A 24,097-nucleotide genomic window follows, 5' to 3' on the forward strand; every position below is an offset into this window, starting at 1 on the left:
AGGGCGTCGGCGGCGCGGGCGTCGGCGCCGGTGCCGGCGGCGCGCCTCCGCGCCTCATCGGCACGGGCGTCGGCCTCCTGCGCCGCCGTCTCGAAGCCGGCGGCGCGGGTATCCGCGGCACGCGCCGTGGCGTCGTCGCCCTGCGCGCGGGCCGCGTCCGCGCGCTCGTGCTCACGGCGGGCGGCACCACGCGCATCGGCGGCCACCGAGAGGTGTTCGCGCACGGCCCCCCGCACCGCTGCGTCCTCGGGAGAGACGAGCGCGTCGGCGACCCGCGAACCGTCCCACCCCCTCAGCACCCGGTCGGTGGCCAGGGCGAAGCGGTCGAAGACGCCGGCCAGCCGCCGGTCGGTCGGGGACAGGCCCGGTTCGAGGGTTCGGGCGATGGCCCACTTCACCTCACCGGACAGCTCCCCGGCCCGCATCGGCGGCGAGTAGTCGGAGGAGTCGCGGTCCATGAGCGAGCCGGTGATGTCCAGGTACTGGGTGAGGATCTGCGGTTCCGCGATCTTCTGCCCGCCGGCATGGTCCATCCAGGAGTTGCCCATGACGCCGTAGCCGGGACGCACGGCGTTGGCGTCGGCGGACGACCGGAAGACCGACCTCGCATCCTGGTACGTGTCGGGCAAACCGATCCTGTGCCCGCCTCCGCCCTCATGGACCGCCACCGCCGCCGAGAACCCGTCGTGCCAGTTGTCCATGTCCATGGGCGGCGGCGCACCCTGGGAGGGGTCGTGGTGGCGCAGGGTGACCTCGGCGTGCACGTCGTCGGCGGGTGTGGTGTCGCCGGCGAGTTCGAGGCGGACGTGGACCTGGTCACCGGTCCCGGGCAGCGGATCGGCGCCGGGCACCGTGATCTTCTTGCCCTTCAGGTCCGGGGCTTCGGGCTCGCTCCCCTTGCCGAACAGCGTCTCGAACCGGTCCTTGCCGAGCCGGTGCACCACCTCACCGTTCTCGTTGACGAAGCTGCCATCACCGCGAAGCCGGAACCTGACGTTCCACATGAACTCCAGTTCGTCGCGGTACTCCCTGAGATAGTCGTCGTACTGCTCCTGCGTCATACCCGGATCACGGGTGACCCGCGGACGGAACGTGATCTCCCGGATGTGCGTCGCGCCGCCCTCTTCCCGGTACTCCTCCGGGATCTTGATGCGCCGCCACTCGAACCTGGGGGGAACGACCCACTTGGGCCCCATGTCCGCCTCGATCAACCGCTGCGGGCCCGCCTCGGCGAGATACTCCAGCCGGGCCACACGCGCGTCCCTCTGGATCTCGGCCGATTCGGGGCTCACGTGCGCTCCGCCGACCTGGTGGACCTCCGCGGCCGCCCGCGCGGCCGCCCACACCTCGGGGTCCATGTCGTCGGGGTCCACCACCCCCACGTGCTCGTGCTCCTGCGCGGTCCGGTCGCGCTCGGGGTCGGAGAACCGGCGCGCCGGGCGCGGCTCGACCATGGCCTCGATCCGGTCCAGCGTCCGCCGGGCGACGTAGGGCTCGGCCACACCCCGCGCGGGGTCGCCGTCCAGCAGCCCCAGTCGGCGCAGCACTTCCTTGATCCCCTGGCCATCGGCATCCGGCCCGAGAGCGGGAGGCGGTGAACCATCGGCCGAAGCCTGCACGGGGAGCCAGGTGACGGTGGCGTGGACGGGGGCGGAGTCCTGCGAGGAAGAGCCCTCCGCCTTGATGACCTCCACGTTCAACTGCGCGCCGCTGCGCGGCAACACGTAGGCGTCGTTGAACACCGCCTCGACCTGGTGCTGGAACCCTTCGGCGGCCGTGAGCACGGCGTCCTGGCCGGCACCGTTGCCGGGGACGTGGCGGAACCGCAGCAGCACATTGCGGACCGAGGACGGGCCGTCGTCACCGTCACGGTCGATCGGGATCGTCGAGGACTCGAAGAATCTGTTGTCGATGGACACCTGCGCGCGCATCCGGCCGTTCGGTGTGTCGACCTCGACCGTCAGCGGCGGCGCGTCGTCAGGCGGGGTGAGGGTCTCCACAAGGTGGCGGGAGAACAGGCGCTTCCGCGGATCCGACTCGACGCCCCAGGTGCCGGGGTCGGACAGACCGGTGGCACGCGGCGCGGGATCGCCCGGCCGGTGGTTGACGGGCGGCCCGGACACGGGGGCATCGGAGGGGTCCGGCGTCGCCGGCGGGGTGGAGTCCGCGGCCGGCGGGACAGGGCTCTGGTGTGCGGCACCGTCGTCCGCGGCTCGCACGGGCAGGGCCTGCGTCGCACCGCTGCGCGGCGCCATCCCCGGGGCGTAGTGCCCTCCCCAGGCGCCGGGAGCCTGCTGGTACGGGCCCTGTGCGGCCTGCCCGGAGGGCTGCGCGGCCACTGCCGGCGCGATGGCGCCGATCTGGGCGTCGGTGATGGGCACACCCGACCACTGGAGGACGCGCAGCGCTTCGGCGAGGACGCCCTGACTGTTCCAGGCCATGAGCTGGTCGTAGACCTGCTGGTCGGTGAAACGGGCCGGGGGGTGGCCCGGGACGTTGACGGCGATGTCCTTCGCGGACGCGCCCAGGGCGACCTGGTCATAGGCCGAGCCGAGCATGTCCAGCACCGCGCGTCCGGCCACCGGCGGCGCCAGCGCGCCCAAGCCGGTACCGGGCGTCGCGGACGGGGCGGCCTGGTAGGGGGAGAGCAGGGTGAGGACCTGCTGTTGCGCCGGGCCGGGCAGGGCGTGGGTCCAATCGTCGCCCATGACCGCGATCGCATTGTCGCTGAGCACGTGGAGCCCGCCCAGCAGCCGCCCGTCTCGGCGCCACTCCTCCAGCCTGGACTCGGCGTCGCGGGCGCTGATGGCCGGGTGCCCCTGCGCGGCGGGAATGTCACGGATCCGGCCGCTGCCCGATGCGGAATCACGGCCCGCGGCGAACACGGCGAGCGCTTCGGCGCCCGCGACCGGATCATGGGAACCGGCCAGCGACTCGCCGAGCCGCATGCGCTGGGCATCGGGGAGGGTGTCGACGACGGCCCGGAAGGGGACGTCGACCCCCGACTGGGAGACGAAGAACATCATCTGCGCGAGCCGGCCGTCGGCCCTCCAGAGGTCCACATCCGCGGTGAAGGCATCGCGGGCCCGCAGGACACGGGCGTCGGCGCCGGAGACGGCGGCATGCTCACGTGCCTCATCAGCGCGGGCGTCGGCGGCCCGCGCCGCATTCTGAAGACGGGTGGCACTGGCATCGGCGGCGTCGGCCACCCCGTCCTGCCCGGCACCACGCGCCGCCTCGCCACGCGCCCTCTCGACACGCGCGAGCGCACGCGCACCATCAGCGACAGCGACCTGCTCACGAACGGCACCACGCGCCGCGGCATCAGCGGGAGACGCGATGAACTGGTCCGCCCCCTGGTCGTTACTCCAGCCGCGGGCGTGCTCGTCGACGGCGAGCGCGAAGTGGGCGAACACCCGGCCGGCATCGGAGGCTCCGGGCGTCAGATACGCCGTGATGAGGGAGGTGTCCTCCGCGGACAGGTCGGCGACCCGCTTGAGCGGCGCCTGGGCCGAAGAGCCGCGGTCGATGACCGAGCCGATGGTGTCGATGTCCCTTGACCGGATCCACGGGTCGGCGACCTCGACCATGGTGCCGCCCTCGCCATCGCCCACCCAGCCGTGCCCCATGACGCCGGGCCCGGGGCGCACCGCGTCGGCGTCATCCCCCCAGCGGCGGAAGGAGCCGTCCTCGGGGTATTCGTCGAGCAGGCCGAGCTTGTGAAGGGCTTCGTGGACGCGCGACTTCACGGGGTACCCGCGGTCGTACCAGTCCGTCGTGGTCATTTGCTGCTGGATGTAGGGCAGCGAGGGGTCGTAGCGGTGCACCGTGGTGTACTGGTGCACCTGGTCGGCAGGGGTGGTGTCATCGGCGAGTTCGAGGCGGATGTGCAGCTGGTCGCCGGTCCCCGCCAGCGGGTCGGCACCTGGAACCGTGACCGGGCTGCCGTCGAGGTCCCGGGCGTCGGGGTTGCCGTCCTTGCCGAAGAGCGTCTCCAGCAGGGCCGAGCCGAGCCGGTGGACCACCCGACCGTCCGCGTTGACGACGCTCCCGTCGCCGCGGAGCCGGTGCTGGTAGTTCATCATGGCGTTCAACTCATCGGCGTACTCCTGGAGGTAGGCGTCGAACTCCTCGTCCGTCATACCCGACTCGTCATCGATGCGGTGACGGTAGGTGATCTCCATGACGTGCGTGGGACCGCCCTCGGTGCGGTGTTCGGGCGGGATCTCCAGCCGCCGCCACTCGAACCTGCGCGTGTTGGCGATGTGGTCCAGATAGCCCGCAGGCCGATCGGACTGGCCGGTCAGGACATCGGCGAAATCCGCGCTCATGTGCGCACCGCCCACGTGGTGGACCTGGGCGGTGGTTCGCGCGTGCTCCCACACCGATGCGTGGACGAGCCCGTGCTCGGCCCGCGTGTACTTCGTCGCGGGCCTGTCGCCCTCCGGGTCAGGGATGCGGCGTGCCGGCCGCGGCTCGACCATGATGCCGATCCGGTCCAGCGTCAGCTCCGCCACATACGGCTCGGCCACACCCCGCGCCGGATCGCCGTCCAGCATCCCCAGCAGGCGCAACACCTCACCCACACCCCGCCCATCGGGGCCGGCCGGCGAGCCGTCCGCCCCGGCCTCCACCGGGTACCAGGTCACCGTGGCGTGAACGGTGTCCTGCGGGTCCATGTAGCCCGCCTCGACGACGCTCACGTTCAGCTGCCGTCCATCGCGCGGCAGCACATACTGGTCGTTGTACACCGCCTCGATACGCCGCTTGAGCCCCTCCACCGCCGCGCCCCGGGCCTCGGCGTCCACACCGTTCCCGGAGAAGTGGCGCAACCGCAGCGTCACATTGCGGACACCGGAGGGCCCCCCGGCCTCGTCGCCGTCGCGGTCGATCTCGATGGTGGAGGACTCGAAGAACCGGTTGTCGATCGACACCTCGGCACGCATCCGGCCGTTCGGTGTGTCGATCTCGACCGTCAACGGCGGCGCGTCCCCGGCCTGCGACGCGTCGACACTCATATCATCCACCGACGAGTCGAAGGCCCCCTCGTCTCCCGGCGGGTCGAGGGTCTCGATGAAGTTGCGCGAGAGCAGCCGCCGCTGCGGAGCCGACTCCGCCCCCCAGGTGTCGGGGCTGGGGAGGTCGTTGCGGACCGGCGCCGGAGCCGGAGGGGTGAACCGGTGCGGAGCACCGTCCGAGGTCGGACCGGCCGACGGCTGCCCCGCGGTGACCGCGCCGGAAGGACCGGCCGGGTGCGCCGTCCCAGGGGCGGGCGGCACGGGCGTAAGGCCCGGCGGAACAGCCCGAGCCCCCTCCCCGGAGGTCGGCTGGAGAGGGGAGGACGCCCCCTCGCCGCCGAGCGCCATGAACACCTGAAGCGGGGGCTGCCCCCCGGAGAACAGACCTAACGGATCGGCGAGCCCACCCGGAAGAACCATCGCGCCTTCCGGCCCCTTCTTGGAGTCGAAGAGGGCAGAAAGGTCCAACGATCTCGGCGGACTCCCCTGCCACGGATCACCAGGATCAGCCGACTCGGTGATAGTCCGCGACTTCACCGACGAACCGTCATACAGGTTCCCGGAATCGTCGGCGGCACCCTCGATTTCGGCCCGCTCCTCGACCTCGGTTTCGCGGAAGACCCCCCCGGCGAGGTCGTCGACGCGCCTCTCCGCGGTCTGCGCCTCACGGGGGGCGTTCTCGGCACGCTCTTCGGCGGTGCGCGCGTCCCGCTCGGCGAGATCGGCGAAGTACTCCGCATCATCGGCCGCGACCTCGGCGGCATGCGCCTCCCGCCGGATGGATTCGGCCTCGGCCCCGGCGGCCGTCTCCTGCGCACGCGTCCTGGCGGCATCGGCAACGGTCCGCAACCGGACCGCCTCGTCGCGGGCGTCGGCGGCGGCGTCCGCAATCAGATCCGGAATCTCCTGGTCCGAGTTACCGGCATCCTGCACGGGCGTGTCGTCGACGCCGTGTCTGCGGTACCGCCCCGAACCCGAATGCCCACCATGCCGCGAGCTCCCATGACCCGGCCCGTGATGCCGCCGGGTACCTCCACCGGAACCCGGCGCCGACCGGGACGACGAGGACCCGCCCTGCCCACCCCCGGGCGCGGGAGGATCGTCATCACGGCGAGAACCGGGAAGATCACTGTCCCGCACCAACAGGCTGATGGTCCCACGCGCGTGGCGGTCCAGCATGTCCAAACGCGCCATCATCTCGTCGAACCAGGCGGTCCGGCCCAGGCGGTCGAACTCGGGACGCAGCGGGGCGAGCCGGGTCCGCAGCCACCGTATATCGGCCCGCGTCAGCGGGTTGACGATCCATACGTTCCCGTCGAAGTCGTAGAAGGGCCGCATGGCATCGGTGTTGGACATTGTGCTGAGGTCGGTGGGGTCCTCAGGCGTGTATTCGCTTCTGAACCAGGCACTGCCGTGGTCGATGCCCGCGATGCGTCCATTGCCCTGGTCCAGCCAGTTTCCGGGGTTGCGGTCATCGTTGGCGATCAGGAGGTCGAGCAGGCCAAGAACGTGGCCATCCCATGTGTGGGTGAGGGGGGACTGCGGGTTGTCGTCGTGGATGTACCCGGATTCGCCGCTCATGAAGTGCATGAGGAGCCTGTTCTCGCCAAGGCGGAGGACACCGGGGACGTTGGCGCCGATGGCGCGGCCGACCAGTGAGCCGAGTTGTTCGGCATCGGCGCGGTTGAGGGAGTCTGTGTTCTCCCCAGTGTTCTTGTAGACCGCCTGCGCACCGTTGGCGAAGCGCATGAGTTCGGTGCTGCCGTCGGGACCGCCGTAGTTGAGCACCTCTCGCTCCGCCACGGTTCGGGTGGCGACGACGAGGTCCGCGATGCCGGCGAAGGACCCGTTCCACAGCGTGATCGCTTCGCCGCTCAGGTCCTGGGCCTGCTCGGTTTCCCCTGCCGAATCCTCCGACTGCTCATCCTGCGTCGCCGCCGAGACGTCATAGGTCGCGGCCGGATACTGGCTGTACTGGACCTGGGTCGGATCCCAGCTGGTCTGCACCCCCGGCTGGTACTGGCCCTCGGAGCTGTCGTCGTAGCCTCCGTAGCCGTCCTCATCGGCGTAGGAGTGGTCGAACCGGTCGGCGAGGTTGACCCACTGGTCGTTCTCGAACGACGCGCCCACGTCCGTAATCGCATCCCGGAAGACGGCCAGGCCCGCAATAGCCTCCTCGACCGAACGCGGCCCCTCCTTACCCCCCTTCGAGTCCTGCAAAGCCCCCAAGTCCAGCGACTTCGGCGGATTCCCCTGCCACGGATCACCAGGATCAACGGACTGGGAGACCATCGGCGATTCCGCCGGCGGGGAGTCATAGAGGTCGGCGAGGTCCTCCGAGGTGAGGTCGCTGTGCGCCCGCTGCTCGGCCTGGGACTCGTCATCGCGGGCGGAGGGCGACCGATTGGGTGCAGGAGAGGGGTCCTGGCTCACAGGGGTGGGGGACGGGGGTTGCGTGGCAGGCCGGGGGCCCGGCTGTCCGCGCTCTGCCGCCGCATTGATCGGCGACGCCGCGTCCTCGCCGTCCGTCCAGGCCGGGTCGGCGCTCTCCGTGACCGGAGGGGTCAGGGCATCGGCGAAGGACATCGCCATCGGGCTGGGGACCGTCTCCGGGATCGGCGATCCCTCCGGTAGGGGCGTCCCATCCTGCCCGTTCTCCGTGGTCACGACGGAAGCATCGTCCGGGACGACGGACTCGTCCTGGCCCGACGTGGGTCGGGGCGAGGTCGGGGACGTGCCGTCGCCGCGCCCTGCACCGTTGTCGGCGCCGGCTCGCGGGGCGGCGGCGTTGGGACGCGAGGCCCCCGTGCCCTCCCCGCCGTGTCCGGGCGGGGGCGTGGTCGCGGCGACGGGCGGCACGCCCGCGAACCCGCTCCCAGTCGGGGGAACGTCGGAATCGGGGCCCCCCTCCATAGCGCCGCCGCCCTGCGGCAGCCCGGCGCCCTCACCGGGCCCGTCGACGGTGTTCCCGTCGAGGATCGGCGCGTCCACGGCGTCGTCGTCGATGCGTGGCAGGGACGGATCGTCGGCGTGCGGGGGCGGCGTGGGCTCCGCGTTGGGATACCGGTTCGGTCCCGCGTCCGATGGGGTCTCGGCGCGCAACGGCGCGGGGGCGTCGACGGACGAGCGCGGCGGAGCGGCGGGGTTGTCCGCGCCTTGCGGGGCACCGTCGCCGGGCCGCTCGGAGCGCGGGGCCTCGATCGGCGAGCCGTCGTACTCGGTGACGCCGGGCGGCGGCGCCTCGGTGCGGGGAAGCTCGCCGGGCGCCGGGTGCCCGGGGGCCTCCGGCGGCGGGGTGGGGCGCGCGTTGTCGCCGGCGCCCGGCAGGTCCCTGTGCCCAGATCCCGCGCCGGGGGCGTCGTCGGCGAGGTCGTCGCTGTCGCGGAGGCCGAGTCGGTCCGGGGCTCCGTCGATGCCCTCCTCGTCGGCCGGGCCCTGCCGGTCGTCCGGCCCGTTGCCGCGGTCCCCGCCTCCCTCTCCGGAGCCTCCCGGGCCACCGCGGTAGGCGGATCCGCCGCCGTTGCCGGGCGTCCCCGGAGCGCCGTTGCCCGATACCGGGTCGGACTCCATGGCCGACAGCGGGGTGGGGGTACCGGGCCCGCCGGGCTTGGACGCGAACAGGTTCTCCAGCCCGTCCAGCGCCTTGACCCCGCCCATGGCGCCGCCCATGGTGAGCAGCGCGTTGGAGGCCCCGGCGACGGCCGTCATCCCGGTCACCTTGAACTCGTTCTCCGGCGAGAGGATCAGGTTGCTGAAGCCCTCGCCCAGGACGTTGGACGCCGCCCCCTCAACGGGGTTGATGGCCAGCTCCGCCGCCATACGCCGCCAGTTCCCGGCGAATTCCGACAGGCTGGAGCCGATCCCCTCGGGCAGGTTCCGGGACAGAAAGGCGTTCACGTCCGGCGACAGCCGGCCTGCGGGACCGCCGGGGGCGTCGTCGAGGACCCGCGCCAGGGAATCGCCGATGTCGCGTCGGCCCCAGTTGGCCGCGAAGGTGTCGGCGTAGTCGCGCCCCAGGTCGCGGGCGGCTTCGCGGCCGATCCGGTCGCCGAAGTTGTCCGCGAAGACCTTGCCCATGTCGTCGCGGAACCGGTTCACGGTGGCGACGTTGTCCCACGGGCGCGGGGTGCGCCCGAACGGCCGCATCAGGTCCTCGGTGTTGCGGGCGAACACACGCGACACGTCATCGATGAATGTCGGCGGCAGGTCCCGCCCACCGGCGCCGGGCGGAGGCGGGGCATCCCTCGTCGGCGGGGGCGGGGCGTCGCGCACCGGGGGCGGCGGGGTCCCGTCGGCCCCGCGGCCCGGCGGCGGAACAAGGGCCGGTCCTCCTCCGGGAACGTCATCGGTGCTGCGCCCGGGGCCGCCCGACGGACCGGGACCGGTCTCGACGTCGCGGTCCCCCTTCGGTGAGGGGCCGCCGTCCGGCGACGGGCTGCTGTTCGGTCCGCCGACCTCGTTGCGCGGCGGCGGAGCCAGAGCATCGTTCCCGAGTCCTCTGGCGGTGTTCGGGGTCGGCGCCGGGTCCGGCCCGCTATCGCGCAAGTTGATCTTGAGGATGTCGCCGAAGTTGTTGGTGATCCGGTCGCTGATCTCCTTGCCGGCCCCGCTGAGCACCGCCCCGAAAAGGCCGTCCAAAAGCCCGCCGACCGCCGCGTCGAGGCTGAGCTTGTTGTCGTTGGTGTCCTGGTAGTCGTCCTTGATCAGGCGCATCTGGATGAGCTGGTCCATCGTCATCGCGAGGGCGACGTTGATGGTGATGTGGGCCAGCAGCGTGCTGATCAGGAAGTTGATGATCCGCTGGATGGCCAGGCTGGCGATCCGCTCGAAGATGGGGATCATTCCCAAGGTGGCGCCGAAGCTCCACTTGGCGTTGGCGATGGCCCAGGCGATCTCCAGCTTCAGCTGGACGAGCTGGGCGATGACCATTTCCTTCGTGTACCTGACCTGCTTGGCCACTACCCGCAGGAAGTCGGCCATCTGGTAGCACGCGTCGGCCGTGGTCTGTACGTAGTTGTTCTTGCCGGAGGTGAACTGGTTGATCGATTCTTCGTAGTGGTCGGCGGCCCGGCTGTCGAAGGTGGAGCGCACCCGCCGCTTGACGGCGTCGATGACGGGGGGCACTTCCCTTTCGAAGCGCGATCCCGTGCCGTCGAAAACGTCGGCGAGCGCCATCAGCAGCACCTCGTCCGCGCGAAACCACGGCGAACCCGTGAGCCCGTAGAAGAGTTTCGCCAGCCCGTCCGGAAGCTGCAACCCGCCTGCCATGGCCGCCTACCCCGCTATCGCCTGGGCCCGTTGCCGGGCAGGTTGTTGGCGAGGTCGTAGGAAATGTCGGTGTTCTCCATCTCGTTGTCGCGGAAAATCCCGGCGGAGTTGATGGTGCTGTCGGTCAGCTTCCGGAGGGCTCCCTCAAGCGCGGTGCCACCCTCGGAGATCTGCTCATTGCCGGGGTCGAACTTCTCCTTGCCGATATCGGCGATCTCGTCGCCGTGTCCCCAGGCGGCATCACGAAGGGCCGCTACTCGGTCATCATGGTCCGCCAGGATCTTGCGGACGAGGTCGGCCGCCTCGTCCATCTTCAAGGCGTTGTCCCGCATGGAATCGGGTCGCACGTACATGGAGTCACCGGGCATGGCAGGGCTCCTTTCCGGGGGTCGGGTTGGGGTGGTCGGTGCCGGCGGAGGGCCGCTCGTGTCAGCGGCCGGTGCGGCCCGGGTCGGTGAAGTCGAGGTCGTCCAGGCCGAGGCCGGCCAGCATCGTGGCGGGGTCGAACCCGCCCGCCCGGACGGCCTCCATATCGATCCCCTTCGGGGCGAAGGGGGCATATGCCTCCAGCACCCGGTCCCGCATCCGGTCGCGGGCACTCTTGATGACCTCCAGGACGGCCGCCGACAGCTCGGCCGGCGGCATCGACGTGTAGGCGTTGGTGCGGAACTTCAACTCGGCCAACTCGCCCTCAGCGTTGACCTTCGCGCTGATCCCCCGATCCCTGGAGACGGCCTCTTCGGTTGCCGAGGCCAGGCTTGCGCTTGCCTTGGCCAGGTTCTCCTGGTCCTTGCGTAGACGTGCGAGCGCCTGCTCGATCTCCTCCGGACGCGTGCTCATCAGAACTTCCCTCCGTATTCGTGCCGGCGCCGGGACGCCCCAGCACCGAGATGCGCTCGCCCGCGCTGGTGCCCCAGACGCGTTCGTCCTCCGACATCCAGGTGGCACGGGTGCGCGACTGGTCGCCCTGCCCCCCGGCGCCGCCCATTCCCCCCATGCCGCCGCCCATCGGCGGCATCATGGGCGGCATCCCGCCGCCCGCACCTCCCATTCCGCCGCCGCCCAGGCCGCTGAAGTCGCCCCCGCCCTGGCCGTTGCCGCTCACCGCTCCGGTGGACGCGTCGGAGTCCTCGGCAGTCGGGTCGCTGCGCAGGTCGCCGCCGCCGCCCGTGATGCCGTTGGCGTCGGGCCGGTCGCCCTGGCCGCCGAGGTCCGCGTTGGACCCCGGGGTGTCCCACCCGTTGCCGATGGAGTACGACGGCGGCGGCGTGCCCGCCTGGTCACCACCGTTGTCGCGCCCCAGGGAGTCGCCGAGTCCGCCGCCACCGCCCTCGGGGCCGGCGTTCATCCGCTCGTCGAGGTCCGCGGCCTGCTGGTCGTAGTACTCGTTCAGCCGGTCCCGGTACTCATCCGCCGACGAACCGTCCCCGCCGCCGGAACCACCGAGGTCGCCACCACCGGAGCCGGGGCCGGAGTTCATCTGCTCTTCGAGATCGGCCGTCTGCCGGTCGTAGTACTCGTTCAGTCGGTCCTGGTACTCATCGGCCGACGAGCCGTCCCCGCCGCCGGAACCGCCGAGGTCGCCACCGCCGGAGTCCGGACCCGAGGCGAGGTCGTCCAGCTCCTGGGAGCGCTGGTCGTAGTAGTCGCCGAGCTGCTCCCGGTACTCCTGAAGCTCCGGTGCGGGGTCGCCGTTCTCGTCGGTGATGCCGTCGACGTCGTTTCGGAGGCGGTCGAGGTTGGCCTTCTCCTCGTCGACGTACTCTTGGACGCGCTGCTCGTACTCCTCGGGCGAGGTCCGTCCGTCGCCGTTGAGGTCGCCGCCGCTGCCTTCAGGCCCCGACCTGAGCTGTTCGAGGTCCTCGCTCTGGTTCTTGTAGTACTCGTCCAGCGCCTGCTGGTACTGCTCCTCGGCCGGGGTCAGCGCCTGGCCGTCGCCGTTGCGGCCGTCGCCGTCGGGGTCGGGCGACTCCGCCATCAGCCGGTCCAGGTCCCCGGCCTGCTCGTCGTAGTACTCCTGGAGGCGCCGCTCGTAGTCCTCGGCCGAGGGCTGCTCTCCGTCGCCGCCGTCGCCGCCCAGATCACCGCCGCCGGAGTCCGGGCCGCCGTTCATCTCCGACTCGAGATCGGCGGTCTGCCGGTCGTAGTAGTCGTCCAGCGTCTGGTCGAACCGGTCCTGCGACGGCCGGCGCCGGTCGCCGGAACCGCTTCCGCCTCCGCCTCCGCCGCCCAGATTCCCGCCGCCGCCGATCGGCACGGGGCCGCTGTTCATCTCCGATTCGAGGTCGTCGGTCTGCTGGTCGTAGTAGTCGTCCAGCGTCTGGTTGAACCGGTCCTCCGACGACGAACCGTCCCCGCCACCACCGCCGCCGCCGCCGTCCCCGCTGAGGTCTCCACCGCCGCCCTCCGGAGGGGAGTTCAGATCGTTGATCGCGTTGTCGTAGTACTCGTCGACGGCGCTGTTGTACTCCTCCTCCATGTCGGAGCCGCCGCCGGAGTCGTCTCCCCCGCCGCCCTCATCGCCCCCGCCGGCGGGGTTGTCGTTCAGCCAGTCGATCTGCTCCTGGTACCAGTCCTCGAGCGTCTCGTTGTACTCGTTCTCGATGTCGGAGGGGCCGTCCTCCCCGTCTCCGTCCCCGTTCCCGCCGCCACCGCCACCGGCGCCGCCCCAGTCGAAGGGCGGCATGTCCGGGTCCTCGATCTTGTTCCTGTCGAAGACGCTCTGGTTGAGGTCGTAGTCGTGCGCGATGCTGCCCAAGCGCTCGGCGGCACCGGTCATGAACGGCCCAAGGGTGTCGAGCCAGTTCCTCTTGATCTCGTCCTGGATCTTGTGCCAGGTGCCGGCGGAGTTGGCCGGACCGTAGCCGTCGATGGTGGAGTGGTCGTCGCCTTTGCTGAGGGACGCGTTGTACTTGTTGACGGCGAACCACTGGCCGATCGCCTCGCGGGGGTGCGAGCCGTCGTCGGCCTCCCACTCCTCGAACAGCCTGTGGAAGTCATCCGCCGCGATCGGGTGAACCGTCGCCCGCGTATTCAGCAGCGCATCGGGATAGGCCCGGACCTGTTCCTCAAGCGTCTCGAAACGCCAGAGCACGCGGTGGAGGTTCTGAACGAAGACGTCCGCGGTCTCACCCTTGAGCGCGTCACCGGTCTCCGTCGTCCATTTCTCAAGGTCGCCGACCGCACCGGCCAACCACCTCTGCAGCTCGGAAAGCCGATCGGCGAGGCTGTTGAACCGCGGCGCGTTATACGAGGAACTCGAACCGGAATCCGACCCCAGCGGCCCGTTGAGGATACCCCGCATGTTGTCGACGAAGTTCTGCCACGCGGGAAATCCGAGGAATCCGCCGTGGAACGTGACCCCGGAATAATAGAAGTGCCGTGTGGTGGTCTCTTCGGAATTCCCTCCACCACCCCTCGCATCCTGCAGCGGCCCTCCATCGCTGCCGCCACTCGTTTTCACGTAGCTCGACACCACATACCAGTCCAGGCCCTCGGGACTCTCCTGGTCGGATTTGAAGCTGGAAAACCAGTCGGCTTTGATGACCTCCTCAGGCGAGATCATCGGCGGGACGGCGGAGCCCATTCCCTTGTCGGCGAAGATGTTCAGAACGGTATGCAGCTCCGGGTTGGCCGCGACGGCCTCCGGCGCCCCGTTCTCCGGCGCTTCCGGCGCCTCCTCCCCCGCGCTGTCGTTCTCCTCGTCCCGGATATCTTCGTCGTGGTCCTTGGGCATGCCCGCCTCCTCTCACTCTCCCGCGCGGCCGCCAGGCCCTATACCGCTGCCAAAGGGCCCGTCTCGACGCCCCCGCATCCGCGAAGGCCACCGACACACGACTTCCCGCCCCGGCCGTCGAAGTCGCCGGGCACCTCGCCCCTCAAGCGCGTCACGACCCGCCGTCCGCGGGGGCCATCAGTGCCTGCAACTGCTGGACGGTGAGCACGGAATCGTCCTCAACACCGGTGAATATGGCCTCGGTGTGCTCCAGCCGCTCCGAAAGCCGATCGAACTCGTCGATGAATCCCTGGAGCTTCCCGCGCATCTCCACCACCGACGAATTAACGGTGAAGGCGAGATGACCGGCAGCCGGGAACAGGTCCGGGTTTCCCGCGCGGATTCCATCGTCCGACGGCTGGTCTTCCTTCGGTCCGCCCGGATCGATGTAGGCGTCCAGGGCGTCCCTTTGCTCCCGGAGGTCGTCCAGCATCGGCCCGATTTTTGCATCGCGGAATTCGCGCAAATATTTGAGGGTGATCTCGGTCTTCTCCGCCATCGATCGCTCTCCTCTCTCCTCGACTCCGCCGGCTGATCGCACTCCTCACCGGCGGGCGGCGGCTACATGTGCTGCGAGACCCATTCCAGGGACAGCTTGTTGTCGGTGTTCTGGTAGTTGTCGCGGATCAGGACCAGCGCCTGCTCGGCCTGGGTCAGCAGGAACTCCATGTCCTGCACGTTGAGCCGCCACTGCGCCATGCTGTTGTCGTAGTTCTCGGCCGTGGCACCGTCGAGCTCGCCGCGGACCGCGGCCATCTTCGTGGCCAGCTCGTCGAGGGAATTGCGGATGTCCTGGGTGCGGGCACGGAGGTCGAACGCGGAATCGTCCATGCCCGCATAGCGGACGGAAAAGTCACTCATCGTCTGATGCCTTTTTCATTGCCGTATCCGCTCCCGGGGACGGCCGGGTGCGGAAGGGGAGGGTGGACCTGCCGGTCAGCCGTTGGGGTTGAGCTGGTTCATCCAGGCGTTGGAGGTCACCAGGTTCTCGTCCTCCAGGTTCAACATGCCGCGCGTGGTGCCGCCGAAGGTGCCGATCATGTCGTTCATGCCGTTGACGATCAGCCGCAACTCCTCCAGCCATTTCACGAGCGCGGTCTCATAGCCCGCCTCCGCGCCGCCCTGCCACGTCGACTTCAGGCTGTCGCGCAGGAAGTCGACCTTGGTGTAGACGGCGTTGCACTCGCTGTGGGCCGTCTCCATCGCGGTCCGGCCGGTCGTCATCCCGTATTCGGTACTGGTGGTCAGACTCATGTCCGTCGCTCCTTTCAGTTCATGGGGCACCGATTCCCGGTCGCGGTGGTGCGGTGCGGTCGGATGTGCTCCTGCTCACCGGGCCCGGCGCCAGCAGGCGGGGCGGCCGTCGCCAATGGCCGGGCACACAGGCACCGATCAACGATCCGGACGCGTGCGCGCAGCGAACCCACAGGTGCGGCGCATACTCCGCCGTGTGAGTCCGCCTCCGCGATCTCGCGGGTGCACCGACAGGCAACACCGTGCCCCTTACGGCATGGTCAAGCCCTTCCGCGAACGACCTCTGAAACCTTCTGGCCGGCGACGGCCGGTCGGCCACCGCGGCAACGCGCATGAACGGGCCGCGGACCAGGGAAAAGCCGGTCTCGAGCCTGTTCGCCGGTGTCCGGGCGGAGCTGGCACATCCGACGCCGAAGGGCCGTTTCGTGGCATCCCCCACAGTCAGAGGTGGTCGGCGCGGAGTGATCCTTGGAGGAGTGGTCCCATGCGATCGATGACGTCGAGCTGGGCGGGGTTGTAGAGATCGCCGAGGTCCGTGCCGACCGTGCTCCGCCCGGCGAGCGCTCCGCCCGAGGCGTCGTCGGCCGACTCCCGCGCCCCCGGGCGCCCGATGTCCAGCGCTCGGACGTAGGGGGCCATGCGCTCGGCCAGGTCCTGGCGGATCTGTTCGTCGGCGTCGGCCGGCAGGCGGTCGAACTCGGCGGCCACCGGGTCGGGGGGGACGTCCCGCAGCATGTCGGCGTAGGCTCGGAGACCCTTGGGGTCCGGGCCCCGGGACAGCGTGACGATGACCGATCGGTCGGCGTCGGACAGGCGGGCCTCAGGGGCGGGCGGGCTCGGGGGCGGGTCGGTCGGCTCGGCCTCGCGCAGGATGAGGCCGAGTTCGCGGCGGACCCACTGGAGCCGCTCGATGGTGGCCGTGAGGTCGGCTTCGCGGGTGCGCAGCGCCGTTTCCGGGTGGTCCTCGGCTTCGCCCATGGCGGCGATCTCCGGCAGGGAGAACCCGAGGCCGGCCAGGCGCCTGATGCGCAGCACCCGGACCAGATGGGCCACGCCGTACTGCTTGTAGCCGTTGGCGCGCCGCTCGGGTTCGTCGAGCAGCCCGACCTCGTGGTAGTGGCGGACCGCCCGCAGGCTCGTGCCGGCGAGCTCGGCGATCTCACGGGTACTCCACGCCACGGCGTGACACCTCACTTCGGGTCTCGGGTTCGGGGTGTGAACGGCACGTTGGTGCCGGCGCCCCACAGTCGACACCGTGCCCTAGGCGGCACGGTCAAGCCCGGTCCCTCAGGGGTGTCCTGGAGGTGCGCGCCTCAGCGTCGGCTCCGATCCCCGGCCCGCCCGGGTCGGCGTTGACCGACCGCCATCATCTCTCGTGTGATCGAGATCACACGTTTGGGGTCTTGAGTGTGCCGCAGGGGGCACACCTTTTCCTGGTTCCCGTTCGCCGCACCACCGAGCACACGAAACGAAAGGAGCCACATGGCACTGCCCGACCTGATCGCGGTCGAGGACCTCCTCCGGCCGCCGGAGCGTACCGGTGCGTCGATCTCGCCGGACGGCACCCGGATCGCCTTCCTCGCACCCTGGAAGAACCGGCTCAACGTCTGGGTCCAGGACCTCGAACCCGGCGCCGAGCCCCGGTGCGTGACCGCCGATGCGACCCGCACCGTGCACCGATACGCGTGGACCGAGGACCCCCGCTGGCTGCTCTACCTCCAAGACACCGGAGGCGATGAGAACTGGCACGTCTTCCGGGTCGACGTGGACGACCCGGAGGCGCCGGCCGTGGACCTGACCCCGTTCCCGGGCGCGACGACCGCCGGCCTGGAGCTGCCGGCCTCACAGCCCGGAACGGCGATCGTGCAGCTCAACGCCCGTGATGTCGCCGAGTTCGACCTGCACGAACTCGACATCGCCACCGGCGAACTCACGCTGCTCGCGCAGAACCCGGGGCCGGTCACCGGCTGGCTCTACGCCGGCAAGGGGCGGCTGTTCGCCCAGACCCTGACCGACGAGGGCGACATCGCACTGTCGCGACGCGACGCCGAGACCGGTGAGCTGCACCCGATCGCGACCTTCGACGGCGTCGACAACCCGATCTGCGTCTTCCCGTTCGAGGTCACACCGGACGGGACCGGTGCCTGGATCGGGTCCAACCGGAGCACCGACCGTACCCGCCTGGTCCGGCTCGACCTTGCCACCGGCGAGGAGACCGAGGTCGACAGCCACCCGGACTTCGATCTCGACACGCGCGCCTTCGCCTTCCCGACGCTGCCGTCGCCGCTGATCCGCCACCGGCGGACCGGGGAGCTGCTGGGGGCGCGCTACCTCGGGCAGCGTCAGGTGATCCACGCCCTGGACCCCCACTTCGCCGAGGTCCTGGAAAACCTGGAAGGGCTCTGCGACGGCGACCTGGCCGCGGTCTCCGGCGACTGCGACGGCCGGCGCTGGGTCGTCTCCTTCACCCACGACCGCGACTCGGGCGCGACGTGGTTCTACGACCACGACACCGGTGAGTCCCGGCTGCTGTTCCGGCCCAACCCGCACCTGGATCCCGATGCGATGGCCCCGATGCGGCCGGTGACGATCACCGCACGCGACGGGCTTGAGCTGCCGTCGTACCTGACCCTGCCCCTGGGCATGGAGGCGTCCGGGCTGCCGACGGTCCTGATGGTCCACGGCGGGCCCTGGACCCGCGACGCCTGGGGGTTCGACAAGAGCGTGCAGATGCTGGCCAACCGCGGCTACGCGGTGCTCCAGGTCAACTTCCGCGGCTCCACCGGGTTCGGCAAGGCCCACATGACGGCCGCGGTGGGGGAACTCGCCGGCAAGATGCACGACGACCTCATCGACGCCGTGGACTGGGCCATCGAGCAGGGCTACGCCGACCCCGACCGGATCGCGATCTTCGGCGGATCCTACGGCGGCTACGCCACCCTGGTCGGCGTCGCCTTCACCCCGGACCGCTTCGCCGCCGCGGTCGAATACGCCGGCATCTCCAACCTGGCCGGCTTCATGCGGACCGTGCCCGAGGCCGCCAAAGCGGGTCTGGCCAACAACTGGCACCTCTACGCCGGCGACCCCGACGACCCCGAACAGGAAGCCGACTTGCTCGCCCGCTCCCCCATCACCCGCGTCCACGAGATCCGCACACCGCTGATGATCGTCCAGGGCGCCAACGACGTCCGCGTCGTGCAGGCCGAATCCGACAACATCGTCGACGCCCTGCGCGAGCGCGGCGTCGAGGTCGAGTACCTCGTCTTCGACGACGAGGGCCACATGTTCGTGAACCCCGAGAACCTGATCACCATGTTCCGCGCCGCCGAGCGCTTCCTCGCCCAGCACCTAGGAGGACGGAAAGACCATGACTGACCACCACCCCGCCCACGGCTACACCGACGGTCCCATCCGGCCCGAGCCGCCCGCCGGCCCGGAGCAGAACGGGTCGGGCACCACGAGCACGCTGACGACGATGCTGTACGCGGCCGCGCCGGTCGTCGTCTTCGCGGCCGTCGTCGGCTTCGTCTCGCTGCCCATCGCGATCGCCATCGCCATCGCCGTCGCCCTGGCACTGGCCGTGTTCCAGATGACGCGCGGCGAAGGCTTCCTCAACGCGATCGGCGGCGTCATCGCCGTGGCGGTCGCCGGGGGCATCGCCGCCTGGACCGGGTCGGCCAACGACTTCTTCCTGCTCGGGATCTGGGCCGCCCTGATCGGAGCCGTCGTCACCCTCGCCTCGCTCATCATGCGCCGGCCGCTGACGGGTGTCATCTGGAACGCCACGAACGGCAACACGCACGCTTGGCGCCAGGACCGGCCCACGCTGCTCGTGCACGACCTGGCCACGGCAGCGGTGACGGTCCTGCTCGCCGGCCGGTTCATCGCGCAGCAGTGGGCCTACCTCGCCGACTCCACCGGCTGGCTGGCGTTCGCCGACGTCGTGACGGGCGCCCCCCTGACGGCGGTGGCCGGGGTGGCCGTCTTCTGGGCGTTCCGCCGCTCCACCAAGCGCCTCATCAAGAACGCCGGCACCCGGACCGCCACGCACACCTGACCGGTCCACCGTCCCCCGCTACCGGCCCGGCGGGCACCGCCCTCCGGGCCGCCGCCGTCGAACCGCCGACCCTCGCATGCGGGCGACCGCCGGGTAGCCGACGAGATCCATGAATCGCCGGCGAGATCCTGCCGACGAATCCGGAACGCGGGGCACTAGCCGGCGAGGGCCTGCCGGTAGTGGCGGTTGACGGCGATGAGCTCGTCGAGGGCGTCGCGGGTGTGGAGGAGATCGCCGATGTGCGAGTCGAGCTTCTCGCGTTCGGCGACCATGCGCTCCCAGGCGGTGTCGGTCTGCGCGGCGCCGGGAGCGTCGACACACGGGAGCACCGCGGCGATGGCGCTGCTGGTGAGACCGGCGTCGTAAAGGCGCCGCAGCAGGCGGACCCGCCCCACGTCATCCTCGGTGTAGGTGCGCTGGCCGCTCGCTGTACGGGTACTGGTGAGCAGGCCCTGCTCCTCGTAGTAGCGCAACGAGCGGACGCTCACTCCCGTTCTCCTGGCCAGGTCGCCGATCCTCATGGTGATCTCTTTCATGGTCGTCGGGAACACGGAAGACTTGCCTCTGACGTCAATGGTAGGTCTTAGCGTCGGCCTCCTGGCGAACTCGACGATCACACGGTCTCTTTTCGACACCTACGGCCTCTCCGGTCTCCCCCTGCCCAACCGGGTGGTGATGGCCCCGATGGGAGCCGCGTCCGCTCCGATCCCGCGGGGCCGGCGACGGCGTCGATGGCGGCCTACGGGCGGATCAGCCGTCCCGACACCACCCGGCCTGCGGCCGGTCGGCGCGTCCGCGCGCGGGTGGAGGGGGCGGCCGCCTCGTCTTCGGCGGGCTCCCTGTGGGTAGGGTGCGCGGGCGGCCGGGACGGCGCGCCGTGTCCGGTCAGGCAGGGGTGAAGACCACGTTCGCCTTGAGATCGCGGACGGTCGTATTGGTGTCGGCGACCAGGACCAGGCGCATCCGCTCCTGCGCGTAGCACTGTTCGTTGATGGAGAGCTGGCCCGTGGCGTCGAAGCGCCCGATGAACAGGTCGGCGACGACGGCGCCGGTGCCCTGGTCGGTCTTGCGGGCGATCAGCCGCACGGCGCCCGGGGCACCGCCGTCGCACCGGACCACCACGTTGCCGACCGAGTCCGCGAAGAGCACGGACACATAGGGCGGGTTGGGAACGCCGCCCTTACGGCTGGTCCAGGTGATCTCCTGTTCCACTCCGGCGCGCAGGGTGTACCCCTCGGCGCGGCCGTACCAGATGAACTCCATCGCTTCCTCCTGCGCATGGCGACCGCACGCGGCCGTGCCGAGGGCTCCGGCCGCGGAAGCGGGCGGGCCTGCCGCTTGAATAGCCCCCGCCATTCGAGGATCCGTCCACACCCGCCCGCCACCGCGTCGTCGGCCCACAAGGGCGGGCCGGCGGCGGGCGCGGGGTCTCTTACGCGTTGTGTCGCCGGCGTACGAGCTCGGCGATCCAGGTGGGGGCGTAGGGGGAGGTGCAGCCCGGGGGTGTGGGGTGGTCCTTGAGGACTCCCAGGCGCTCGCCGATGGCGATCGCGCGGTCGCGGTGCGCGGCGTGCTCGATGCCGATCTGGGCCAGGCAGTGGTTCATCGCCCACTGGAGCCGGTCCGGGGCGTCCTGCATCTGTGCCTCGATGACGTCGAGCAGCCCCGCCAGGTCGAGCCCCTCGGGATTCTTGACCACGCGGTGGGAGGTCAGCGCCCACCCGGCGCTCGCGACCACCGGATCGGGGTCGGCGGACCAGGCCGTGCGCAGGCCTTCGGCGTGCGGGCTCTTCTTCACCACGTTGTTCACGAGCCAGTCGTGCACCTTGGGCGCACGCGCCTCCCGCAGCATGGCGTCCAGCTCGTCCGGCCCGAACGCCTTGGGGCGGCAGACCAGGACGGCCAGCAGCCGCGCCGCGGCATCCCCGGTCTCCCACAGCCCCACCGCCAGCTCCTGCTGGGTCTTGAGCCGCTTGGCCAGCGCCCGCAGCTTGCCGAGGTTCACACCGTGGTCGTCGCCGTGCCGGGCGTTGACCGCGCGCGCCCTCGCGTCCTCCAGCCCGGCCAGCTCGGCCATCACCCCGGCCACCGTCGACTCACCCACCGCGCCTGCCCCCTGTCCTATTCCTGACGTGCGCAAACCACCCTATGCCGGGCGACGCCCCCTGCAGGACGCGGCCGGACCGGGCACGTCCGGCCACCGTCGACGCCCACTCAGGCCGGCGCGAGCGGCCCGGCCTGTTCCATCGCCTGCGGCGGGGTGAACGGCTCACCGCAGAGCCCCAGGTTGAGCACGTCCAGTGCGGCCAGGATCATCGGCGTCGCCGACGCGTCCAAGAGGAAGGCGTTGGCCGAGACGGTCACCTGCCGGTCGCCGTCGCCGGTCAGGAACGCGAAGGTGGAGAATCCGGGGATGCTGCCGGTGTGGCCCTCCGGGCTCGTGCAGGTCAGGTCCATCCGCTCCAGGCCCAGTCCGTAGCCGGACATGAAGAAGTTCGGCCCCGGCACCATCTCGCGCATCTTCGCCAGGCTCGCGGCGGGCAGCAGGTCGCCGTCCCACAGCGCGCGGTAGAACCCTGCGACGTCCTCCGGCGTGGACACCAGCCCGTAGGCGGCCCACGCGAACGACGGGTCGATCTCGGTGGCCTCGGTCAGGTCCTGCCGCCCCGCCAGGCGGTAGTAGCCGGAGGCGTGCTCACCGGGCAGCCCGGTCTCGCGCACCGGGAGATACGACCGGTCCATGCCCGCTGGCCGCAGCACCCGGTCGCCGAGTTCGTCGCCCAGCGTGTTCCCGGTGAGCTCCTCCACGATCATGCCCAGCAGCACGTAGTTGGTGTTGGAGTAGGCGAACTCGCCGGGTTCGGCGGACGGGTCCTGCCGGTCGGCGATCTCCACCAGCTCCTCAGGGGTGAATCCGCGCCGCGTGTAGTCCTCGGGATCCTCGAACAACGGGTCCTCGATGTAGTCGGGCAGGCCGCTGGTGTGGTTGAGCAACCGGTTCACGGTGACGCCGTCGCCGCCCGGCACCGTCCCGGGCAGCAGCTCGCCCAGGGTGTCGTCGAGCGACAGCGCGTCCTCGTCCTCTAACTGCAGCACGACCGTGGCCACCAGGCTCTTGGTGACACTGGCCGGGCGGAACGCGCCGTTCGCGGGCATCGGCGTGCCCGAGTCGAGGTCGGCGACGCCGGAAGTGGCCGTCCAGGTGCCGTTCTCGTCGGTGATGCGCGCGGTGACCCCCGGGGCGCCCGCGGCCACCATCGCGTCCAGCGCCCGCTGGATCTCGGCGCGCGAAGCCGGGGCGGGCTCCCGCGCCTCCGCCGCAGCCGGGGAGGCCGTGGCGGCGGTCAGCGCGACGGTCGCCGCCACCGCCGCCAAAGCAGGGAACGGGGATCGCCCTCGCCGGCGGGGGCATGCGGAGAGGTCGTGTGCGGGCATCAGGGGGCCTCCTCGGGGGGACGGAACCGACGACGGGAGTCTGGACCGGAGACGCATGTCGGGGCCTCCTGCACGCGGCCGATTCCCGGCACCGCCGAAGGGAGCGGTGGAACCCCGCCGGGACCGACGAAAGTCGCGGGTCAGAAGCCGAAAAGGCGTGCGATGACGGGCACCGTCGCGGCGGAGTACGAGGAGTCTGGCGAGGGCGGCAGGATCTGGGGGCTCGTCGACCGCGAGCGCATCGAGGAGATCACGTTCGCGCGTGGGTCCAGGATCCGGTGCGGCGCTCCTACGCCATCGACGACCTGACGGCGTCGGTCTCCGCTGTGCTGGACTCGCTGGAGCGGTCGGCGGGTGGTCCGGGCGCCGGTGGCACCGGGTCTCACTCGCCGCCGCAGAACCGCCCCAGCGGTGACCGAGAGCGGACATTCACGGGACTCCCGTCACACGTCTGAACTACGGTGGGGATTCCCCGCCCTACCCCTGACAGGGCGCCGCCCCCACCGGAAGAGAATCCCCCTTTGTCCTCCGAACTGCCGGCGTCCGTGCGCTGGGTCCGCATCCTGCTCTACACCGCCGGCGGACTCACCCTCGTGATCGCCGCGGCCATGCTGATCCTCACCGGCGTCACCGCCTACGAGCTCGGCTACAACCTGATGGTCTCGCTCCCGGGCATCGCCCAGATCCTGCTCGCCGCCTTCATCCGCCGCAACGGCCGCGTGATCTTCTGGTCGGTCCTGGCCCTGGAGACCCTGATCGGCCTCTACAGCCTGCTCACCCTCGGCGGCGACGGCCGCATCACCCAGCTCATCCTGCCCGTCGCGACCCTGGTCCTGCTCCTGCGCCCCGCCTCGCGCGCCTTCTTCCTCCGCTGACACCCCCGCCCCCACGGTCCGGCCAGGCCTGAGGTATCCCCCATGCTCCGACGCATCCACGACCCCGAACGCGGCGCCGGCTTCACCGAATACGCCGCCGTCGTCCTCCTCGTCGCCGCCATCGCCGCCATCGTCATCACCGGCGGCACCTCCGGCCGGGTCCAGGCGTTCATCGCCTCGGCCGTCGACGCCGTCGGCGACGGCGGCGCCACCGGCGGCGACGGTGAACCCGGTGACTCTGATACCCCGGGTGAGGGCGACCGGGACGGTGGACCCGGTGGCTCCGATACCCCGGGTGAGGGTGGCGATCCGGGGAACCCGGATGGCCGGGAAGGCGTCCACAACCCGGACGGCGACGAGGACACCCAGGACGACGGTGACGACGGCCTGCCCCGGGTCACCCCCGTGAACTCCC

At 70.8% G+C, this 24,097-nt stretch carries 17 protein-coding genes; 5 read left to right on the plus strand and 12 right to left on the minus strand.

What is annotated here, in order from left to right; genetic code table 11:
• From ACFO4E_RS29060 to ACFO4E_RS29095, 8 genes are all read right to left on the minus strand, one after another.
• Nucleotides 1-10,286, minus strand: a 10,286-nt coding sequence (locus tag ACFO4E_RS29060; protein WP_465263151.1) for a WXG100-like domain-containing protein, incomplete at its 3' end; no start/stop codon positions are given.
• A 14-nt stretch (nucleotides 10,287-10,300) separates the two neighbouring features.
• On the minus strand, nucleotides 10,301-10,654 hold the full coding sequence (locus tag ACFO4E_RS29065; RefSeq protein ID WP_378580350.1) for a hypothetical protein: 354 nt from the start codon (nucleotides 10,652-10,654) through the stop codon (nucleotides 10,301-10,303).
• A gap of 61 nt (nucleotides 10,655-10,715) precedes the next feature.
• Nucleotides 10,716-11,063: a YbaB/EbfC family nucleoid-associated protein gene (locus ACFO4E_RS29070; protein ID WP_378580374.1), complete on the minus strand. Its 348-nt coding sequence runs from the start codon at nucleotides 11,061-11,063 to the stop codon at nucleotides 10,716-10,718.
• The gene (locus ACFO4E_RS29075; RefSeq protein ID WP_378580352.1) at nucleotides 10,978-14,022 is read right to left on the minus strand and encodes a hypothetical protein; all 3,045 of its coding nucleotides are present in this window, start codon (nucleotides 14,020-14,022) and stop codon (nucleotides 10,978-10,980) included. Before ACFO4E_RS29075 ends, ACFO4E_RS29070 begins: the two co-directional genes overlap by 86 nt.
• Nucleotides 14,023-14,173: 151 nt before the next feature.
• Nucleotides 14,174-14,560 (minus strand): hypothetical protein, encoded by a 387-nt coding sequence (locus ACFO4E_RS29080; protein WP_378580353.1) that lies wholly within the window; start codon nucleotides 14,558-14,560, stop codon nucleotides 14,174-14,176.
• 62 nt (nucleotides 14,561-14,622) lie between these two features.
• Nucleotides 14,623-14,922 (minus strand): WXG100 family type VII secretion target, encoded by a 300-nt coding sequence (locus tag ACFO4E_RS29085; RefSeq protein WP_378580354.1) that lies wholly within the window; start codon nucleotides 14,920-14,922, stop codon nucleotides 14,623-14,625.
• Nucleotides 14,923-14,997: 75 nt separating this feature from the next.
• Entirely contained in the window at nucleotides 14,998-15,315 is a 318-nt protein-coding gene (locus ACFO4E_RS29090; RefSeq protein ID WP_378580356.1) for a hypothetical protein, read from the minus strand.
• Between the two features lie 441 nt (nucleotides 15,316-15,756).
• Complete coding sequence (locus tag ACFO4E_RS29095; protein WP_378580358.1) at nucleotides 15,757-16,494, minus strand: MerR family transcriptional regulator; 738 nt, start codon at nucleotides 16,492-16,494, stop codon at nucleotides 15,757-15,759.
• A gap of 303 nt (nucleotides 16,495-16,797) precedes the next feature.
• On the opposite strand from ACFO4E_RS29095, the gene ACFO4E_RS29100 reads away from it, so the two are divergent.
• Together ACFO4E_RS29100 and ACFO4E_RS29105 are read left to right on the plus strand one after the other, a co-directional pair.
• Nucleotides 16,798-18,690 carry a S9 family peptidase gene (locus ACFO4E_RS29100; protein ID WP_378580360.1) on the plus strand — a complete coding sequence of 631 codons (1,893 nt, stop codon included), beginning with the start codon at nucleotides 16,798-16,800 and terminating at the stop codon, nucleotides 18,688-18,690.
• Nucleotides 18,683-19,372 (plus strand): DUF3159 domain-containing protein, encoded by a 690-nt coding sequence (locus tag ACFO4E_RS29105; RefSeq protein WP_378580362.1) that lies wholly within the window; start codon nucleotides 18,683-18,685, stop codon nucleotides 19,370-19,372. Before ACFO4E_RS29100 ends, ACFO4E_RS29105 begins: the two co-directional genes overlap by 8 nt.
• Nucleotides 19,373-19,527: 155 nt before the next feature.
• Here the strand turns inward: ACFO4E_RS29105 and ACFO4E_RS29110 are convergent, their stop codons facing one another.
• The 4 genes from ACFO4E_RS29110 to ACFO4E_RS29125 all read right to left on the minus strand — a co-directional run bounded on the left by ACFO4E_RS29110 (nucleotide 19,528) and on the right by ACFO4E_RS29125 (nucleotide 22,807).
• Entirely contained in the window at nucleotides 19,528-19,893 is a 366-nt protein-coding gene (locus tag ACFO4E_RS29110; RefSeq protein WP_378580364.1) for a MerR family transcriptional regulator, read from the minus strand.
• Nucleotides 19,894-20,257: 364 nt separating this feature from the next.
• Nucleotides 20,258-20,635 carry a hypothetical protein gene (locus ACFO4E_RS29115; protein WP_378580366.1) on the minus strand — a complete coding sequence of 126 codons (378 nt, stop codon included), beginning with the start codon at nucleotides 20,633-20,635 and terminating at the stop codon, nucleotides 20,258-20,260.
• A 169-nt stretch (nucleotides 20,636-20,804) separates the two neighbouring features.
• Nucleotides 20,805-21,449: a DNA alkylation repair protein gene (locus ACFO4E_RS29120; protein WP_378580376.1), complete on the minus strand. Its 645-nt coding sequence runs from the start codon at nucleotides 21,447-21,449 to the stop codon at nucleotides 20,805-20,807.
• A gap of 137 nt (nucleotides 21,450-21,586) precedes the next feature.
• The gene (locus ACFO4E_RS29125) at nucleotides 21,587-22,807 is read right to left on the minus strand and encodes a serine hydrolase domain-containing protein (protein WP_378580368.1); all 1,221 of its coding nucleotides are present in this window, start codon (nucleotides 22,805-22,807) and stop codon (nucleotides 21,587-21,589) included.
• A gap of 162 nt (nucleotides 22,808-22,969) precedes the next feature.
• On the opposite strand from ACFO4E_RS29125, the gene ACFO4E_RS29130 reads away from it, so the two are divergent.
• From ACFO4E_RS29130 to ACFO4E_RS29140, 3 genes are all read left to right on the plus strand, one after another.
• Nucleotides 22,970-23,116 (plus strand): hypothetical protein, encoded by a 147-nt coding sequence (locus tag ACFO4E_RS29130; protein WP_378580370.1) that lies wholly within the window; start codon nucleotides 22,970-22,972, stop codon nucleotides 23,114-23,116.
• Nucleotides 23,117-23,328: 212 nt separating this feature from the next.
• Nucleotides 23,329-23,682 (plus strand): hypothetical protein, encoded by a 354-nt coding sequence (locus ACFO4E_RS29135; RefSeq protein WP_378580372.1) that lies wholly within the window; start codon nucleotides 23,329-23,331, stop codon nucleotides 23,680-23,682.
• Nucleotides 23,683-23,724: 42 nt separating this feature from the next.
• Nucleotides 23,725-24,097, plus strand: a 373-nt coding sequence (locus ACFO4E_RS29140) for a Flp family type IVb pilin (RefSeq protein ID WP_465263152.1), incomplete at its 3' end; no start/stop codon positions are given.

The organism is Nocardiopsis mangrovi (assembly GCF_042653925.1).
GTDB lineage: Bacteria > Actinomycetota > Actinomycetes > Streptosporangiales > Streptosporangiaceae > Nocardiopsis_B > Nocardiopsis_B mangrovi.

Coding starts and splice junctions, on each gene's coding strand:
- ACFO4E_RS29065 (WP_378580350.1), bottom strand. CDS start 10,654: ATGCCCGGTGACTCCATGTACGTGCGACCCGATTCCATGCGGGACAAC.
- ACFO4E_RS29075 (WP_378580352.1), bottom strand. CDS start 14,022: ATGCCCAAGGACCACGACGAAGATATCCGGGACGAGGAGAACGACAGC.
- ACFO4E_RS29080 (WP_378580353.1), bottom strand. CDS start 14,560: ATGGCGGAGAAGACCGAGATCACCCTCAAATATTTGCGCGAATTCCGC.
- ACFO4E_RS29085 (WP_378580354.1), bottom strand. CDS start 14,922: ATGAGTGACTTTTCCGTCCGCTATGCGGGCATGGACGATTCCGCGTTC.
- ACFO4E_RS29090 (WP_378580356.1), bottom strand. CDS start 15,315: ATGAGTCTGACCACCAGTACCGAATACGGGATGACGACCGGCCGGACC.
- ACFO4E_RS29100 (WP_378580360.1), top strand. CDS start 16,798: ATGGCACTGCCCGACCTGATCGCGGTCGAGGACCTCCTCCGGCCGCCG.
- ACFO4E_RS29105 (WP_378580362.1), top strand. CDS start 18,683: ATGACTGACCACCACCCCGCCCACGGCTACACCGACGGTCCCATCCGG.
- ACFO4E_RS29110 (WP_378580364.1), bottom strand. CDS start 19,893: ATGAGGATCGGCGACCTGGCCAGGAGAACGGGAGTGAGCGTCCGCTCG.
- ACFO4E_RS29115 (WP_378580366.1), bottom strand. CDS start 20,635: ATGGAGTTCATCTGGTACGGCCGCGCCGAGGGGTACACCCTGCGCGCC.
- ACFO4E_RS29120 (WP_378580376.1), bottom strand. CDS start 21,449: ATGGCCGAGCTGGCCGGGCTGGAGGACGCGAGGGCGCGCGCGGTCAAC.
- ACFO4E_RS29125 (WP_378580368.1), bottom strand. CDS start 22,807: ATGCCCGCACACGACCTCTCCGCATGCCCCCGCCGGCGAGGGCGATCC.
- ACFO4E_RS29130 (WP_378580370.1), top strand. CDS start 22,970: ATGACGGGCACCGTCGCGGCGGAGTACGAGGAGTCTGGCGAGGGCGGC.